The organism is uncultured Microbulbifer sp. (assembly GCF_947498635.1).
Taxonomy (GTDB): domain Bacteria; phylum Pseudomonadota; class Gammaproteobacteria; order Pseudomonadales; family Cellvibrionaceae; genus Microbulbifer; species Microbulbifer echini.
The window spans coordinates 14,928-29,703 of the sequence record NZ_CANMKV010000036.1; the positions used below are offsets into that span (position 1 = coordinate 14,928).

Here is a 14,776-nt window from a genome sequence, read left to right on the forward strand (position 1 = left end):
TCTGAATCTTTTACCCTGCGCGCAAGATGTGTTAATTGTGACAATAAGTGTCACTTGGTGACAGGAGAGGGAGATGGCGGGCCAGGATTTCTATCAGGTGGTTTCCACGGGAAGGATGCTTCACGCCAAAAAACCGGAGTCGGTCACACGCGCTGTGGCCGAGTTGTTCTCAATTCCTGAAGCCCAGGCCCGCAGGCTGTTGTTAAAGGGCTGGGTGATTAAGGACAGGCTGAGTTCGGCACAGGCTGTGGAGTACCGGACCGGTCTGCATAAAATTGGTCTGCGTGTCGAGGTTTGCCCCGCGGGAAAATTCGATAACCAACGATTGATTGCGAAGATCAAGGTGGCCCAGCGCCGCAAGGCCAAGGCGATTCAAAAAGAGAGATCAAAAAATACGGCCGCTGTAGACGGGGCGACAGAGTCATTGTCGCCGGCGATGAAAAACATAGATTCCAGGCGATCTAAGGCTTCCATCAGGCCCAAAACAAGCACAAAAACTGAGCCTCTCTTTAGTGATATAAAAACACCTGTGACTTCCATGGGGTGGCGAGCGCTACTGGGGTTGCTGCCTGCTCTGGTCATACCCGCCGTTTTTATCTGTGCAGTGACACTGTGTTTGTACGGTGCCGGCTTGGCTCTCTGGCAAATCCCCGCGGCCGTTTGGCAGGGTGAGCTAAGTGGTGGAATTGTGTTTGCCGGTCTGGGTGGGGCAACCTTCTGTATTTTTCTACTTCTGTTGCTGGCCTTTCCTTACTTTTACTTTCCAAGGGATGCTCGCGCGCGATCCGCTGAAATATCCCTGGAGCACCCTGAAAGCAAGGATGTGTTCGCACTATTTGAGCAGCTATCCAGCGCCACAGGGCTACCGAAAATTCACACGATTATCATTCGCCCCGATGCCAGAGTTTTCAGTATGCCCAGATTTTCTGAGGTGATGCGCCAGGAATTACCGCTGCACCTGGGGTTGGCCAGTGTGGCCTCACTGGATGGGCGTGGAACTCTAGCGCTGGTGGCGCGGGGGCTCGGTATCTATCAGGGCAAATTAAACGGATTGTTGGCCTGGCTGGTATTAGATGGTGTGCGCCGATTGGAGCAGATGCAGTGGGCATTGGAGAACGAACGGAGTGTGCTGAGTAGTACCGGTGAGCCGGGTCTGCTAAAGCCCTTGCATCAAATACTGGTTACCTGTGGGCATTTTTTACTGCCGCTAATTGAGCGGTTGGAGAATCTGCATCGGGCGGTAACCCGTGGTAGCGCGCAGTACCTGGAATCCCGCGCTGACCTTTGGGCTGCCGACTTGATTGGCAGTGCGGCTTTCGCCGAGTTTGCAGAAAACTGGCATCGCTTGGTACATGCAGACCTGGTTGTTGCCGAGACGAGCCGTGAGGCGGCAGCCGTCGGGCAGTGCTTTGAAAATATTCCTGCCGCTGTGGCTTGGACCGGGGAAAACCTGGATGAAGAAACCCGCAAGGCCATAGAGTTGGCGATGGGGCCGGCCAGCGACCCCTGGGATATTTCCGAGGCGGCAGACCTGCAACGTATAGAGGCTGTGCAACAGCGCAGTTTGAGTGCGCGTATGCAACGAGAAATATGTCTGCGTACGCTTTTTGCCGATTTTCCCAGGTTGGCTCGCGATATCAGTGTGATTAGCTGTGCACCCGACTGCCAGGTGGTGGAGAATCGCCGCTTACTTTGTGCCAGCCGTGAGGCGGAAGAGGCGCAGCAGGTGTTGGCGGTGTATTTTAATCGTCTGCCGCCGCTTACCTTACTCCCTCTGCGTCGTCCAGCCTCACCGGAAATGCAGGCGATGGGGTTACAGGCCAGTATCGACTGGCTGCGCGGAAAGTTAATAGAGCTGCGAGAGTTGCGAGAGCAGCGCGAAAGCCGCCGCACGCAGATGGTGACGGTGCAACTGGGCGCGGCGTTGATTCGGGCCAAGGTGCGCATCCAGCCACAAGACTACTTATTGACCAGTGTGAACCTTGCCACAGCGCAGGAAGTGGCGGCGGTGAAGAGATCGGAGTTCGAAGAAGTAGAGCAGCAGTTACAGCACATCTATGCAGTTTTTTACCAGCGCCTGTGTCTTGCAGTAGTGGCAATGCCAGCCCGCGAGCGACAACAAGCGCGGACTCTTCTGAGCCATCTGGCCGCTTATGATGTACTCGCCTCCCACCTGGAGCGCCTTGCGGGCTACAGTGTCAGCCTCACGTTGTTTGCCCACCGTTTGTCCCAGGACTTGGCTGAACGTGAATTGGTACAGAAATACCTGGCGCTGTCTGCGCGGGAACTGGATGCGACCTTTGCCACGGTGGAGTCTTCTGAGTTATTAAAAGCTCAGGGGTTGGATAGCGCTCTTTGTATCAAAGCAAAGCGCGAGCCATTACAGCAACTGCCCCAGCGTCACCAGGAAGCACTGGCTGTGGTAGGTACTGCGGATGCGCGCTGCAAATACGCCAGTGCGGTAATCATGGAGCACTATCAGATCCAGCTGGCTGCACTGCTGCAGTGCTGTTTGCGCCGGGAGGAGCAATTGGAGCTGAGTCCGTTGCGCCTCTTGCAGGCGGTCTAGCCGCCAGCGAGTTTTACTTTGTAGTTTTTGGACTCCAGTAGGCCTTGGATTTCAACGCGTTTGTCGCCCTGGATTTCGATCACCCCGTCTTTTAGGGTGCCGCCACAGCCACAGCGCTTTTTCAGTTCGGCCAACAGCAGCTTCAGTTCACTGTCGCTGCCGGCTAGGCCGCGCACACAGGTGACCCCCTTGCCTTTGCGCCCCTTGGTTTCGCGCTGAATACGCACAATCCCATCTCCCTGGTGACGCTTTGGCTCTGCTGCCTCCTCTTTGATGCGGCCGCGGTCGGTGGAGTAAACGAGACGATTTTCCTTGGCCATAAACTAGGGCTTCCCGGTAAATTGATGTACAGAGTGTTTGGGCGCGATTGTGCCCGAGACAAGGGGGAAGTCAAAGTGTCGGCGAAGCTGTAATCCCGGTGAAAAAGGAATTGGGGGCGACCCGCCAGCCGGCAGGAGGTAAAATTTCCCCCAAAGCAATAGCATTTGGTCCTAGAGGTGAATCCATGGCGTTGACTGGGCGTCGCAAACTGCTCAATGAAGTGATCTTTGGCACTGAGACGCCCGCCGGGCGAAACTTCGATGTGTTTTTGATCTGGGCGATTTTAATTAGTGTGGGCCTGATACTGCTGGCTTCCATTGGTCCCATAGCAGAACGTTATGGGCCATTCTTAACCATGTTGGAGTGGATCTTCACGGGTCTGTTTACCGTGGAATATGCCGCTCGTATTTATTGCTCGGTGAACCGACGCAAGTATATTTTCAGTTTTTATGGGATCGTTGACCTACTGGCCATTCTGCCCAGTTACCTAGCTCTCCTTTATACCGGTGCCACTTATCTGTTGGTGATACGCCTGTTGCGGGTATTGCGTATCTTCAGAATACTCAAGTTAGTCCGCTACCTGCAGGATGCCAACCTGTTACTGCGGGCCCTCGGTTTGGCCAGACGAAAGATCCTGGTGTTTTATTCCAGCGTTTTTGTAATGTGCATTATCTTCGGATCGCTGATGTTTGTGGTGGAAGGGCCTGAACACGGGTTTACCAGTATTCCCACCAGTGTGTACTGGGCTATCGTGACCATTACCACTGTAGGCTATGGGGATATTTCGCCGCAGACGCCGCTGGGGCAGACGATTGCAGCCATGACGATGTTAATTGGTTACTCAATTATCGCTGTACCCACAGGTATTCTCACCGCGGAGCTCGCCGGGGAAATGAATCGTGAGCGCAGGTACCATCGCTGTAATAACTGTGGTCGTAGCGCTCATGATCCGGATGCGGAGTACTGCAAGTTTTGCGGATATAGGTTGGAGCCGCCCGCTGTTTCGGGCTGGGGTTGATGCTGCTTCCATAGGCGCCGACTGCCCCAGGCCCCGTTTAGGCGAGATCTGGGGTTATCCCCTGAGGCAAGGATGATAGAGGAGGGGGAGTCTCCTTGCGCGAATCAGCTTGTATGGATCACCACTGGTCGGGCACACGCACAGCGACAACCTCGGCCTTGGCGCAAACGCGCCCATCGCTGCTGAGCTCGCAGTGCAGAATGGTTTTCTTGGGTCCGCGTCCGACAATAGTGGCTTCCAGGATCACCGGTTTATCAATGGCCGCCGGTGCCAGGTACTTGATGTCCAGCTTGCCGGTGGCGAACCAGATTTTGTCTCCGCTACCCGCTTCACGGCCCGCTTGTAAGTAGCCATCGGCAATTGCACTACATACGGTGTGGCAATCAATGACCGTGGCGATAATGCCACCGTTCAAATATTGAGCGGGTCCAGCGTTGTGGAAGGGGCTGGGGGTGAACACACAGCGGGATTTATCCGGCTCCACCCAATAGCTTTTAATGCGCAGGCCCTGGTCGTTATCTGGCCCGCAGCCAAAACAGTGGTTGCCCTGAATTTGATCCTGAATGGCAGTTTTTTCAGTCATAACTATCCCTCGCTGTGGACGGGCCATGGTACCGATTTGCGCCAAAGAGGGGAAGAAACTAACCTTGCGGACTTGCAATCGAGTTACCTGAATTATCTGGACATAGATACATGGAAATATACGGCTTTTGCGCCCCTGGTTTTGAAGCCTTGCTCGAGGCCTTCGCCAAGAATTTTCGCGAGTGTGGGGATACTGGCGCAGCCTTTGCGGTGCGCCAACACGGTGAGCTGATCTGTTCGCTATGGGCGGGCAGCGCCGACCGGGATGGGCAGCAGCCCTTTACTGAAGAGACCCTGGTGAATGTATTTTCATCCAGCAAAGGGGTGCTGGCACTGCTCGCCATGCAGCAGGTAGCGGCGGGCAGGCTGGACCTGGATCGCCCGGTGGCAGATTACTGGCCGGAATTTGCCCAGAATAATAAAGAGTCTGTCACCGCGCGCCAACTTCTCAGCCACCGCAGTGGGTTGGTCGCTTTCCGCGAACGTGTAGAAGAGAGTCTTATCTACGACTGGCAAGCGGCTTGCGATGCGGTTGCGGCTACCAACCCCTGGTGGGAGCCGGGCAGTGCGCAAGGGTATGCCCCTTTTCTGTACGGTTGGAGTTTGGGCGGTCTAATCGAAAAGGTTGCGCAAAAACCCCTATTGGAACTTTATCGGGAATCGCTAGCCAAACCCCTCAACCTCGATGGCGGCTTTGGTGCGCTGGGGCATCGTTCCGCCCGTATTGCCGATGTGAGCCCACTGAAGCAGCCACTGCCAGAGCTGCGTGAAAATGCCATTGGCCGCGCGATTAAAGAGGACCGCAAAGGTCCGGTAGCTATGGCCTTTAGTAATCCGGTTAGCTTGATGATGGGGACTAATAGCAGCGAGTGGCGCGGTGCCCTGATACCCGCCGCCAATGGTCACTTCAGCGCGCGGGACTTGGCGGCTGTTTATGGTGACTTGGCAGGGGAAAACCCCACAACCCTAGAGAAAAGATGGGTCAATGAAGCCGCCCATGAACAGAGCCGTGGGCGGGATAAAGTATTGCAGGCTGAGGTGAGCTTCGGCTGCGGCTTTATTCGCAGTAGCCATTCCGCCGACCTGCGCTTCGGTGGAAAGCAGAGTTTTGGCCACCCTGGAGCCGGCGGTAGTGTTGGATTTGCCGATCCGGAGCAGGGGCTGGGGGTTGCCTATATCACCACACGACTGGGGCAGAGCCTGTTTATGGATCGCCGTGCGGTTGGCTTGGTAGAAACACTGTACGGACTAATATGATGACAGAAGACGTTATGCAACTGGTTGAGCGGGTAGATGAACTGGAGAGCCGCCTGGCTTTTCAGGAGGATACAATCTCGCAGCTAAATGACGTAATTACACGCCAGGATGCGGAGATTCGCACGGTGGTGGCGAGAATGAGCGAGCTTGGGGAAAAATACAGAACACTGACTTCTGAAATGCATGGCGGTGCGAAGCAGGCCGACGAGAAGCCTCCCCATTATTGAGGGCGTTGGGCGAGCAGCCTGAGAATGAAATCGATGAATCTACATTTATTTTATGGCTGCCAGAATAATGCGGATTCTTTGCCCTTTTTTTGACCTGTTTAGCGTGGGTAAAAATTGGCACCAGGCGCCAAGGGGCGGTGGAAATTATTTGGTGCCAACTCGCCATAGGTTTAAGTCTTAATGTGTCTAAAAAAATTCTGACTTGTGACCGCTTTGCTATTGACAAACTTTTCCACATTCAAAACATGGCGGCTTGGCGTCCTGATATTTGTCGGTATTGCCAGTACACTATTTTAGTGAAAAGTTCTAACTTATTGTTTTTAAAGTAAAAAACCAAAGAGTTTAAAAAGTATGCAAAGTGCTGCAAGCGAGGGTTTACGCCGCCTGGCGCAGAACCTGGTTTATTAGTGCACAGAGTTATCCACAGAAGCTGTGGAAGAAGTTTGTTCTGTTGGTTTTTCGTTCAACAAATAAGTACCCCAGTCCCTCATCCGCCGAATTCAAGTCGCGCAATGGGGACTGGTCAATAGAACTGGTGATCAGTTCGCCGTAATCTACACAAAATTTGGTTGGGTTGATTCAGCCGCCGGTCAGCTTTTAGTTGGATAATACCGGCACTGTGCAGGGCGCACTGGATTCAGTGCATCCGATACCCGTTTATTAAAAAATGCGTTAGGAGAACCAATAATGAAACATTGGGTAGCAATTCTCGCTATGGGCTCACTGGTAGGCTGTTCCACTTTGGACCCTTACACTGGTGAGCGTAAAACCAGCAATGCCGCCAAGGGGGCTGGCATTGGTGCTGTCACCGGAGCCATTATTGGCGTGGCCACAGCGAGCAAGAAAGATCGCGGTAAAGGCGCCCTGACCGGGGCCCTGGGTGGTGCGGCAATTGGTGGTGGTGCTGGTTACTACATGGATCGCCAGGAAATGGCACTGCGCCAACGTTTAGAAGGGAGCGGTGTGCGGGTTCAGCGCGAGGGGGATAATATTCGCCTGATTATGCCCGGCAATATTACTTTTGGTACTAATCGCTCAGATATTCGCACCGATTTCTACGATACGCTGGAATCGGTCACGGTGGTTCTTCAGGAATTTGATAAAACCGCCATTCGCGTAAGTGGTCATACCGACAGCACGGGTTCGGACGTGCACAATCAGTCTTTGAGCGAGCAGCGAGCCAATTCTGTGGCGAGCTTCTTCAATCAAAATGGTGTTTCCTCCGGCCGCGTCCAGGCAGTTGGTTACGGAGAGCGCTACCCGCTGGCCAGTAACAGCTCGGATTCTGGTCGCCAGGCCAACCGCCGTGTTGAGCTTGAGCTCTTGCCGCTGTAATCACCCTGTGCAGTTGATGCTCAGCTGCACGTCACTGCGCCGATATTGCCCTTCATCAGCGGGAATATTGTGTGCAGTGGCTCCTTCCTCTTCTACCCGGCCAATCCCTGCACCGACCCCATAAGCCCGCTCTTGGGCAAACTCCCCCTCCAGACTCTCTTTCCACTCGCTAGCTTATGTTGACTCAACGGCTTGGGTTTATTCGCTTCACGCCCTTGGTTTCAGTGAAAAGGAAAACTTGCTGATTCCTACCGGGTAAAACCGACGGTTAGCGGGCTGACTGTGCTATCTCTACATCAGCGAATAAATGAATAGTGGAGTGGAAGCGTGAATCGTTACCTTTTCAAATGGAAATCCGTGTGGAGTTTTGTCTTGGCGCTACTTTTCATGGGGGGATTTACCGCGGCAGGCTTCGCCTGGGAGGGGTCGGCAGTGGAATCCAGTGCCCACCTGGAGATCCGTTTTAGTGAGGCGGCCGTCGTTGCGCAAGTGAAGGTGATTGGTATTCACCGGGATGTGGACAGTGCGCTTTCAGAGCCGGGAGTGACCGCAATATCCGGCTATGTGTATTCTGCTGAGCCGAGCCAGGTATGGAAGGGCATGGTGGCAGATCAAATTACTTTCCGGTTGGGGCTAGAGTATTGCGATAAGAAACTTGAGCAAGGTGAGCACTATCTGATTTTCGCCAGCTTAGATAGCTACGGTAGGTTGCAGTTGCACAGTTGCGATTCGGCGGTTGTGGAGTCGGAGGCTGAGGCGCTGTTGGCGGAGCTCAATGCGTTCACCTCTCAGGGTTGAGGTGAACTGGGGGGCTCACTTCAAGCCGCTTAGAACATCCCGTTGTAAGTTATCCTCTATTTACAGCAATCCAAACTCTCCCGCTATAGCTCATTGCCTTGAAGAACTCTAATGCCGGGTTATTCTTATTTATATTGGCGCCATCTTCTTTAGCCGATAGAAGTTGATGTCCCTTTGTCCCGGCGTCAAAAAGGCTTTAAGTCAGCGAGTGCTTCGCAAGTGGTGTACTCCCTTATCGTTGAGTGCTGGCTGGCCAAGTAAGAGCGCAATGTCTAAAACTGCCTGGGGTCGAGAGGTCGACGTATGAAGAAGTTATTGATTCCACTGATCATTCTGCTGCTGATCATCGGATACTTTATGTCGCGCAGTGGTGAGCATAAGGCCAAGGAAGCCTATGACTCGATGAATTCCCCCAACAGCGGGCAGATGAATGACAATTCTCAGCCAGCTGGCAGCGGAAGTGATTCAACCACCCCAAATGGAACCACCACACCTCCAGATGGCATGGGCGACCCCGATGCACAAATGCCTCAGGACTCAGATCAGACCGATCCAACACCGCCGGGAGGCGCTGGGGGGAGCGGCGAGGGCAGTGGTGCCAGCGGGCCCTTACCTATGCCCGGTAGCACCGGCGCTGGGTCACCAGGAGATAGTGACGCTGGTGGTCCTCCCCCTGTCCCCGGTGCCAATGGCCAATCTGCAGAAATGCCTGGAAGTGGGGATAACGGCCAAGCCGATCAAGTGATCGATGATGCATCGAAGGAAGCCGATAAAGCGGTGGAGGGTGCCGAAAGTCTCGATAGCAATACCCCGAACTCAGAGACTGAGACGGATCAGGGCATGGAGAGTAATTCCGACGAACCTTAGTGTGTGGATGGCAAAGCACACGCGCAATGTCGCAAGGAGATAAGGGTGGGCCGCCACGTCAGGCGGCCCACCGCTTTTGACAGAATGATCGAACATAAATGGATTCAGGGGCATAAAATTTTGCAGATTCAGCCTCACGGGGCATTTACTGTGGAGGATTTCCATCGACTGGCGGAAAAAATAGACCCAATTATTCGCGAGCAGGGCAGGATTGAGGGGCTACTAATCGATACTCGAGACTTTGCCGGCTGGAAAAGCTTTGTTGCGATGATCTCGCATTTCCGCTTCGTACACGATCATGAAAAGCATATCCAAAGAATCGCGGTGGTGTCTGATAACCCTGTGTTGAAATTTATGCCTCATCTGGTTTGCCATTTCATTAGCGCAGAGGTGCGACCTTTTACTCCTGGGGAGTATTCCGAGGCCCTGGAATGGCTGGAAAATTCGGGTTAGCATCGCGCACCGTTTAACTGTGTTATGGAGTGCCGGTGAGCCCAGCATTGGCCATTATTGCCGCGACGATTGATGATTTACCCGCGGCTCAGCAATTGTCCCGTCAGCTTAGTCTTCCCTGTTTGGATCTTCTTCCTCCTTCTGAGGTCAACGACTTTCCCCAGGTTTTATCCTGTGGCGAGCAGCTAAAGCTCTGTGCAACCGGGCGCAAGGCGCCGGGCCCCGTCTCTGTGGATTTTGTCGGAGGAGCCCTGGCACATCGACGAAAATTCGGCGGAGGCAAGACCCAGCCGGTGGCGAAGGCTGTCGGTTTACGCTCGGGCTTTCACCCTCGTGTACTGGATGCAACGGCTGGATTGGGTCGCGATGCTTTCGTACTGGCAACGCTCGGTTGTGAAGTGCAGATGCTTGAGCGCAACCCAGTAGTGCATCTACTTCTGCAGGATGGTCTACGGCGCTTACAGGAAGCCTCGATCAGTGACCCTGAACTCAACGCTATTGCCGGGCGTTTAACATTGGTCGATCACGACCTACCTGCGGCCGAGTGGCTCCAACGCCAGGATGCGGCGTCTTGGCCAGTCGTATATCTGGACCCTATGTTCCCATCCCGAGGTAAGAGTGCCAAGGTAAAGAAGGAGATGGTGGCATTTCACCATCTGGTTGGAGAGGATCAAGATGCGGATGAACTGTTGGAACCCGCATTCAGGGCCTGCTATTACCGCACCGTGGTCAAACGCCCCAAGTTGGCTCCTTATCTTGCGGGGAGGAAACCGACACTTTCTTTTGAGGGAAAATCTGGTCGTTTCGACATCTATACCAAGCATGGCGTGCCGGGTTGAAAACCGGGGACTCAATACCCTTAATGGCCACAAGCACAAGCACAAGCACAAGCACAAGCACAAGCACAAGCACAAGCACAAGCATTAGTTTCTATATGGCTGGCTTTTGTCTTGATCGCCGTAATGGCGCTCAGTCTGAGTAATCATTCTCTATTTACGGATAGTTGCCGTAGTGTCTTTTGTCCTGGCGGTGTCTTTCCTCTCTCTCCACTGGCTGACCGTTGCCATTTTCAAAATCCAGGTAATGCAAGTCATTGCTGGGATTGTGATTTCGATCGCTATTCCTCTGCTAATTTATAACCTGTGAAAGTCCTCCCTGCGAAAGTAAGGCGGGGATTTTCAGCAATCAATTTTCGATATTGACGAGTGACAAGGAGGTCGTTCGTGAAGCAGAAATCGCCATTCGATATTTTTTTTGATGAATACAACGAAGATATTCCAGAGGATCACTTTCCCAGGGATAGTATTTCCGCTCATGCGGCAGAGGCCATAGTGACCAGTGAGACTTGGTCTGATGCCAAGCCGGCTATGAACCTGTCTTCCTTTGTTACCACATTTACCGAGCCTGAAGCTTTTGAGGTGGCCAAAAACCACTACCTGAAAAATTATATCGACCATGACATGTATCCCCAGCTGTTCGCAATGGAAGCGCGTATGGTGCGATGGCTGCATGAATTGTGGAACGGGCCCAAAGATATGGAACCCTATGGTGCCGCTACCATAGGGTCCTCTGAGGCTTGTATGCTGGCGGGCTTGGCGCACAAATGGAACTGGCGAAAACAGAGGGAGAAGAGCGGCAAGGATGCATCCAAACCAAATCTAGTAACCGGGGCCAACGTACAAATCGTTTGGGAAAAGTTTATGCGCTACTTCGATGTGGAGCCGCGTATAGCACCACTAAAACCTGGGCAGTATCGATTTAATAGCAAACACCTGGATGAGCTGGTCGATGAAAACACCATTGCCGTGGTGGCGATTGCCGGGCAGACGTTCACCGGGGAAGATGACTCCTTCCGGGCGATTCATAATTGGCTGGATCGCCATCAAGAGAAAACCGGCCATGATATTCCCATGCATATTGATGGGGCTTCCGGGGGATTTGTAAACCCTTTTTTATATCCAAACTATCATTGGGATTTTCGCCTGCCGAGGGTGAAATCCATCAATGCATCGGGGCATAAGTTTGGGCTGGTGCCGCCAGGGTTGGGCTGGGTAATATTTCGTGAGCGCTCCGTTTTCGATGAAGACCTGATGTTCTATGTCAATTACCTGGGAGGTGAAATGCCCACGGCCACGTTGAACTTCAGCAGAAATGCTTCACCGGTTGCCTACCAGTATTATAATTTTATTCGTCTTGGCTTTAAGGGTTATAGGGATATCATGCAACACACGCTGGCCAATGCTCAGACGCTGCGTGGCAGATTGGTGGACAGTGGTTACTTCGAGATTATGAATAAAACGCAACGTATACCCGTAGTTGCCATGACCCTGAATACTAAATACACCAACTTTAATGAATACGATATTTCCGACAAGGTGCGCGAACGCGGCTGGGTATTGTCGGCCTATTCAATGCCACCCAATGCCCAATCGGTAAATTCCCTGCGCATCGTAGTGCGCCCTCATCTCAATCTAAACGCCATTCAGGGGCTTGCCGACGATATTATTCACGCGTGTGAATGGTTGGAAAAACATGGTGGCAACGCCACACCCCCCAAACTTCATGACCCCCACAAAGTGGCCGCGAGTAAATGTTAAGCGTCGAGGCTATATCGGCTGTGCTTGTTTCATAGCTCAGTCGAGAAGAGTTAACCATAAGAATACAATTGACTAATTTGAGTCACGGTGTTGATAGAATTTCAAGGTAAATCCTATGAAAAAACGTGTGCTTTACAGTGACTTGCAGGAACCAGAGGGGCCTGTCTGTCTGCCAGATGGAAAAATCTATGTTGTCGAAATGTCGAGTACGCGTAACTGTGTGAGCCGCATTGATACCTATGGGCGATACCAGCAGGTAGGTCATCCCGGATGGCGCCCGAATGGTATGGCAATCGATGGTGATGGCAATTTGTGGATTGCCGGAGCTGGGGTTAAAAAGCTGGTGCGTATGCGGCCCGATGGCGTAATCCTCAACACCTATGAGGGGCCTGAGGGTCGCCCCTACCTTTGGCCAAATGATCTGGTGTTTGGTCAAAATGGTTTGCTCTATATGACAGACTCCGGGATTGATCCAGACAAATTTTTTCAGGGGCAGACTATTCGTGCTGACTTCCGGGATTGTGAATACGATGGGCGAGTATTTGAAATTGATCCCTCTAATGGCCGCGTATTGCGAGTCATTGATTCTGGGTTATCTTTCCCAAATGGCATCGCATTTGATGCTAATGATGTATTGTATGTGGGTGAAACCCTAACAGGAAATATTTATCGTTACGATCTTATCTCTTCGGCCTCTATTGAAGCGAAATTGTTTGGCAATGTTGTTATTGGGTCACCGAACGACTGTGTTGGGCCGGATGGAATGGCTTTTGGCGATGACGGCCAACTCTATTGTGCCGTATTTGGGCAGGGGGATGTGAGTGTCCTCGACTGTGACGGCAGGATTGTCGAGCGTATTCCAACCTGTGGTATACGTCCCACTAATATCGCATTTTGTGAAGACCGCACGGGTGGAGCGGTAGTAACGGTATTAGATCTCGGCTGCCTGGAATGGCTGGACCTACCATCCCGAGGCAGAGGTTTGTATCGTCCAAAGCTGAAATGACTGTCTTTGGTGCGCTGGTTTTCTATTAAGTTATTAGCGAGTATTTCGCTTTTCCCTTTCCCTTCCCCTTTTTCTTAATGTTGCTTTTTATAGGTGGATCTTAAAAGAAAAATTATCTTAATTTCATTTTTTATTTGGGTGGGTGTTCCTTTTTTATCCTTTTTTTAGTGGTTATTTTCTGTTTGGGCGGTGCAGGCTGTTTGGGGTTTGAGTGAGGTGGCCTGCCAAAGCGATTGGCTGGTAATGTGTTTTAGGGGGGGCAAAAAAATTTGAACTTTTCTTCCTTTTTTAGATGTCTTTTTTTAAAACGATTTCCTTTCTTTTTGAGGCTATTTTGTTTTTTTTATCTTTAAAAACCTTTTAGGTAAAATGACTTTACCTTCCTCGTCTGACCTATAAGTCAAAAGCATCTTTGTTGCACACTTTTGGTTTGTTTGGAAAATGTACGGCTATTATACTCCGCGTCCTTCATGGGCGCAGAGTTGATCATGGTAAATACTGCGTGCTGAGTTTGTATGCTAATAAAGATTGCATTGAAAAAAATACTACTGAAGCAGTTTAATAAGGTATAAATTCCCATTTTATGGCCTTAAAGGATTGCCCTGTTGATGTCTTTATAGAGATAGTTATGCGCATTTCTTATTTTTTCCTGTTGGTCTTTTGTGCCACTTTCTCTTCTGCAGTGCTTGCTGCTTCGGGAATTAAAAAAATGGATATACTGTTTATAGGAGAGATATTGTAGCGGTCCACTAAAAACGGACACCAATTTAGGTGGTAAAGTGACAGAGACCTAGTATATCGGCGGATCGAGCGCATCCAGAAGTCCGGCAACCCCAATGAGATCGAGTGGAAGCGTCACCTGGTGGGCACGGCAGTCTATACCGTAAAAACCGACAAGGAACTCAAGGTACTCTCGACCGATAAGCTGTTCCTTTATAAGGGCCACCATGGACCTGATTACCGATAAAGTCGGTAAAGTGGTGCAGGAAATGTCCTTCGATGCCTGGGGGCAGCGCCGTAACAGCGCCAACTGGAATGCGTTATCCCTGGCTGAACTTTCAAACTTCGATCACAGCCGTACCACCCGTGGTTACACCGGCCATGAAATGCTGGATGAGGTAGGGCTGATTCATATGAATGGCCGCATCTATGATCCGCGTTTGGGACGTTTTATGCAGGCGGATCCGTTTATCCAGGCCACTGCCGATACGCAGATGAATAACCGTTATAGCTATGTGCGGAATAATTCTTTAAATGCGACTGATCCAAGTGGTTATTTTGTCCTCTAATTGCAGCTGCTCTAGCTATTGCACTGGATGTGCAATTAGTGACTGCTGCAATCATGGTTGGGGTTGCTGGTTTTGCTGAAGCTATGATCAATGGGGCATCTTTCTCAGATGCAATTGTCTCAGGAATCTCTTCAGCAGCGCTAACTTATTTGGGGGGTGGCGGAGGTGGGTATATTGATCTGCTTGGCGCAACAGGAAGGCAGTTCCTTATTGAAGGTCTAAAATTCGGTTTTGTTGGAGGTATTACCTCAATTCTTCAAGGTGGAAAGTTTGGGCATGGATTCGCATCGGCTTTTATTGGAGGGCTTACTGGTGGAATTCCTGGGTTGCAAGGAAATGCTGCAATGCAAATTTTTGGTCGAACAGTCGTAGCTGCTGCTACCGGGGGAACTATCAGTAAGGTCACTGGTGGTAAGTTTGCTAATGGAGCAAAGTCGTGAGCATTTAATGCATTTAA

The 14,776-nt window shown here is 51.6% G+C and carries 15 protein-coding genes; 13 read left to right on the plus strand and 2 right to left on the minus strand.

What is annotated here, in order from left to right; genetic code table 11:
- The first annotated feature begins 73 nt into the window (after positions 1–73).
- A complete protein-coding gene (locus tag Q1A69_RS15995) occupies positions 74–2,569 on the plus strand; it encodes a hypothetical protein (RefSeq protein ID WP_299587517.1) in 2,496 nt (831 codons plus the stop codon).
- Here the strand turns inward: Q1A69_RS15995 and yciH are convergent.
- Positions 2,566–2,889 carry a stress response translation initiation inhibitor YciH gene (gene yciH / locus Q1A69_RS16000; RefSeq protein ID WP_299587520.1) on the minus strand — a complete coding sequence of 108 codons (324 nt, stop codon included), beginning with the start codon at positions 2,887–2,889 and terminating at the stop codon, positions 2,566–2,568. The two genes, Q1A69_RS15995 and yciH, sit on opposite strands and share 4 nt — an antisense overlap.
- A 185-nt stretch (positions 2,890–3,074) precedes the next feature.
- Here yciH and Q1A69_RS16005 point away from each other — a divergent pair, with 185 nt between their 5' ends.
- Positions 3,075–3,908: an ion transporter gene (locus Q1A69_RS16005; RefSeq protein ID WP_299587522.1), complete on the plus strand. Its 834-nt coding sequence runs from the start codon at positions 3,075–3,077 to the stop codon at positions 3,906–3,908.
- Between the two features lie 118 nt (positions 3,909–4,026).
- Here Q1A69_RS16005 and Q1A69_RS16010 read toward each other — a convergent pair whose 3' ends face one another.
- The gene (locus Q1A69_RS16010; protein WP_299587525.1) at positions 4,027–4,491 is read right to left on the minus strand and encodes a PaaI family thioesterase; all 465 of its coding nucleotides are present in this window, start codon (positions 4,489–4,491) and stop codon (positions 4,027–4,029) included.
- 110 nt (positions 4,492–4,601) lie between these two features.
- Between Q1A69_RS16010 and Q1A69_RS16015 the strand changes: the two genes are divergently transcribed.
- The 11 genes from Q1A69_RS16015 (at position 4,602) to Q1A69_RS16065 (ending at position 14,759) form a co-directional block, all read left to right on the plus strand.
- Positions 4,602–5,747, plus strand: coding sequence for a serine hydrolase domain-containing protein (locus tag Q1A69_RS16015; RefSeq protein WP_299587527.1), 1,146 nt, complete (start codon positions 4,602–4,604; stop codon positions 5,745–5,747).
- A complete protein-coding gene (locus Q1A69_RS16020; protein WP_299587530.1) occupies positions 5,747–5,974 on the plus strand; it encodes a SlyX family protein in 228 nt (75 codons plus the stop codon). The genes Q1A69_RS16015 and Q1A69_RS16020 overlap by 1 nt, the downstream gene beginning before the upstream one ends.
- A 687-nt stretch (positions 5,975–6,661) precedes the next feature.
- A complete protein-coding gene (locus Q1A69_RS16025; RefSeq protein ID WP_299587533.1) occupies positions 6,662–7,309 on the plus strand; it encodes an OmpA family protein in 648 nt (215 codons plus the stop codon).
- 327 nt (positions 7,310–7,636) lie between these two features.
- Positions 7,637–8,107: a hypothetical protein gene (locus tag Q1A69_RS16030; RefSeq protein WP_299587536.1), complete on the plus strand. Its 471-nt coding sequence runs from the start codon at positions 7,637–7,639 to the stop codon at positions 8,105–8,107.
- 303 nt (positions 8,108–8,410) lie between these two features.
- Positions 8,411–8,974 carry a hypothetical protein gene (locus Q1A69_RS16035; protein ID WP_299587539.1) on the plus strand — a complete coding sequence of 188 codons (564 nt, stop codon included), beginning with the start codon at positions 8,411–8,413 and terminating at the stop codon, positions 8,972–8,974.
- Between the two features lie 45 nt (positions 8,975–9,019).
- Entirely contained in the window at positions 9,020–9,427 is a 408-nt protein-coding gene (locus tag Q1A69_RS16040) for an STAS/SEC14 domain-containing protein (RefSeq protein WP_299587541.1), read from the plus strand.
- Between the two features lie 35 nt (positions 9,428–9,462).
- Positions 9,463–10,266 carry a class I SAM-dependent methyltransferase gene (locus Q1A69_RS16045; protein ID WP_299587544.1) on the plus strand — a complete coding sequence of 268 codons (804 nt, stop codon included), beginning with the start codon at positions 9,463–9,465 and terminating at the stop codon, positions 10,264–10,266.
- Between the two features lie 384 nt (positions 10,267–10,650).
- A complete protein-coding gene (locus Q1A69_RS16050; RefSeq protein ID WP_299587546.1) occupies positions 10,651–12,024 on the plus strand; it encodes a glutamate decarboxylase in 1,374 nt (457 codons plus the stop codon).
- A gap of 115 nt (positions 12,025–12,139) precedes the next feature.
- Complete coding sequence (locus Q1A69_RS16055) at positions 12,140–13,030, plus strand: SMP-30/gluconolactonase/LRE family protein (protein ID WP_299587549.1); 891 nt, start codon at positions 12,140–12,142, stop codon at positions 13,028–13,030.
- 947 nt (positions 13,031–13,977) lie between these two features.
- Positions 13,978–14,319, plus strand: coding sequence for an RHS repeat-associated core domain-containing protein (locus Q1A69_RS16060; protein ID WP_299587552.1), 342 nt, complete (start codon positions 13,978–13,980; stop codon positions 14,317–14,319).
- A 38-nt stretch (positions 14,320–14,357) separates the two neighbouring features.
- Positions 14,358–14,759 (plus strand): hypothetical protein, encoded by a 402-nt coding sequence (locus Q1A69_RS16065; protein WP_299587554.1) that lies wholly within the window; start codon positions 14,358–14,360, stop codon positions 14,757–14,759.
- Positions 14,760–14,776 lie beyond the last annotated feature (17 nt).

What these genes read in the sequence shown, in the direction of transcription:
- Q1A69_RS15995 (WP_299587517.1), top strand. Translation starts at nt 74, where the DNA reads ATGGCGGGCCAGGATTTCTATCAGGTGGTTTCCACGGGAAGGATGCTT.
- yciH (WP_299587520.1), bottom strand. Translation starts at nt 2,889, where the DNA reads ATGGCCAAGGAAAATCGTCTCGTTTACTCCACCGACCGCGGCCGCATC.
- Q1A69_RS16005 (WP_299587522.1), top strand. Translation starts at nt 3,075, where the DNA reads ATGGCGTTGACTGGGCGTCGCAAACTGCTCAATGAAGTGATCTTTGGC.
- Q1A69_RS16010 (WP_299587525.1), bottom strand. Translation starts at nt 4,491, where the DNA reads ATGACTGAAAAAACTGCCATTCAGGATCAAATTCAGGGCAACCACTGT.
- Q1A69_RS16015 (WP_299587527.1), top strand. Translation starts at nt 4,602, where the DNA reads ATGGAAATATACGGCTTTTGCGCCCCTGGTTTTGAAGCCTTGCTCGAG.
- Q1A69_RS16020 (WP_299587530.1), top strand. Translation starts at nt 5,747, where the DNA reads ATGACAGAAGACGTTATGCAACTGGTTGAGCGGGTAGATGAACTGGAG.
- Q1A69_RS16025 (WP_299587533.1), top strand. Translation starts at nt 6,662, where the DNA reads ATGAAACATTGGGTAGCAATTCTCGCTATGGGCTCACTGGTAGGCTGT.
- Q1A69_RS16035 (WP_299587539.1), top strand. Translation starts at nt 8,411, where the DNA reads ATGAAGAAGTTATTGATTCCACTGATCATTCTGCTGCTGATCATCGGA.
- Q1A69_RS16055 (WP_299587549.1), top strand. Translation starts at nt 12,140, where the DNA reads ATGAAAAAACGTGTGCTTTACAGTGACTTGCAGGAACCAGAGGGGCCT.
- Q1A69_RS16060 (WP_299587552.1), top strand. Translation starts at nt 13,978, where the DNA reads ATGGACCTGATTACCGATAAAGTCGGTAAAGTGGTGCAGGAAATGTCC.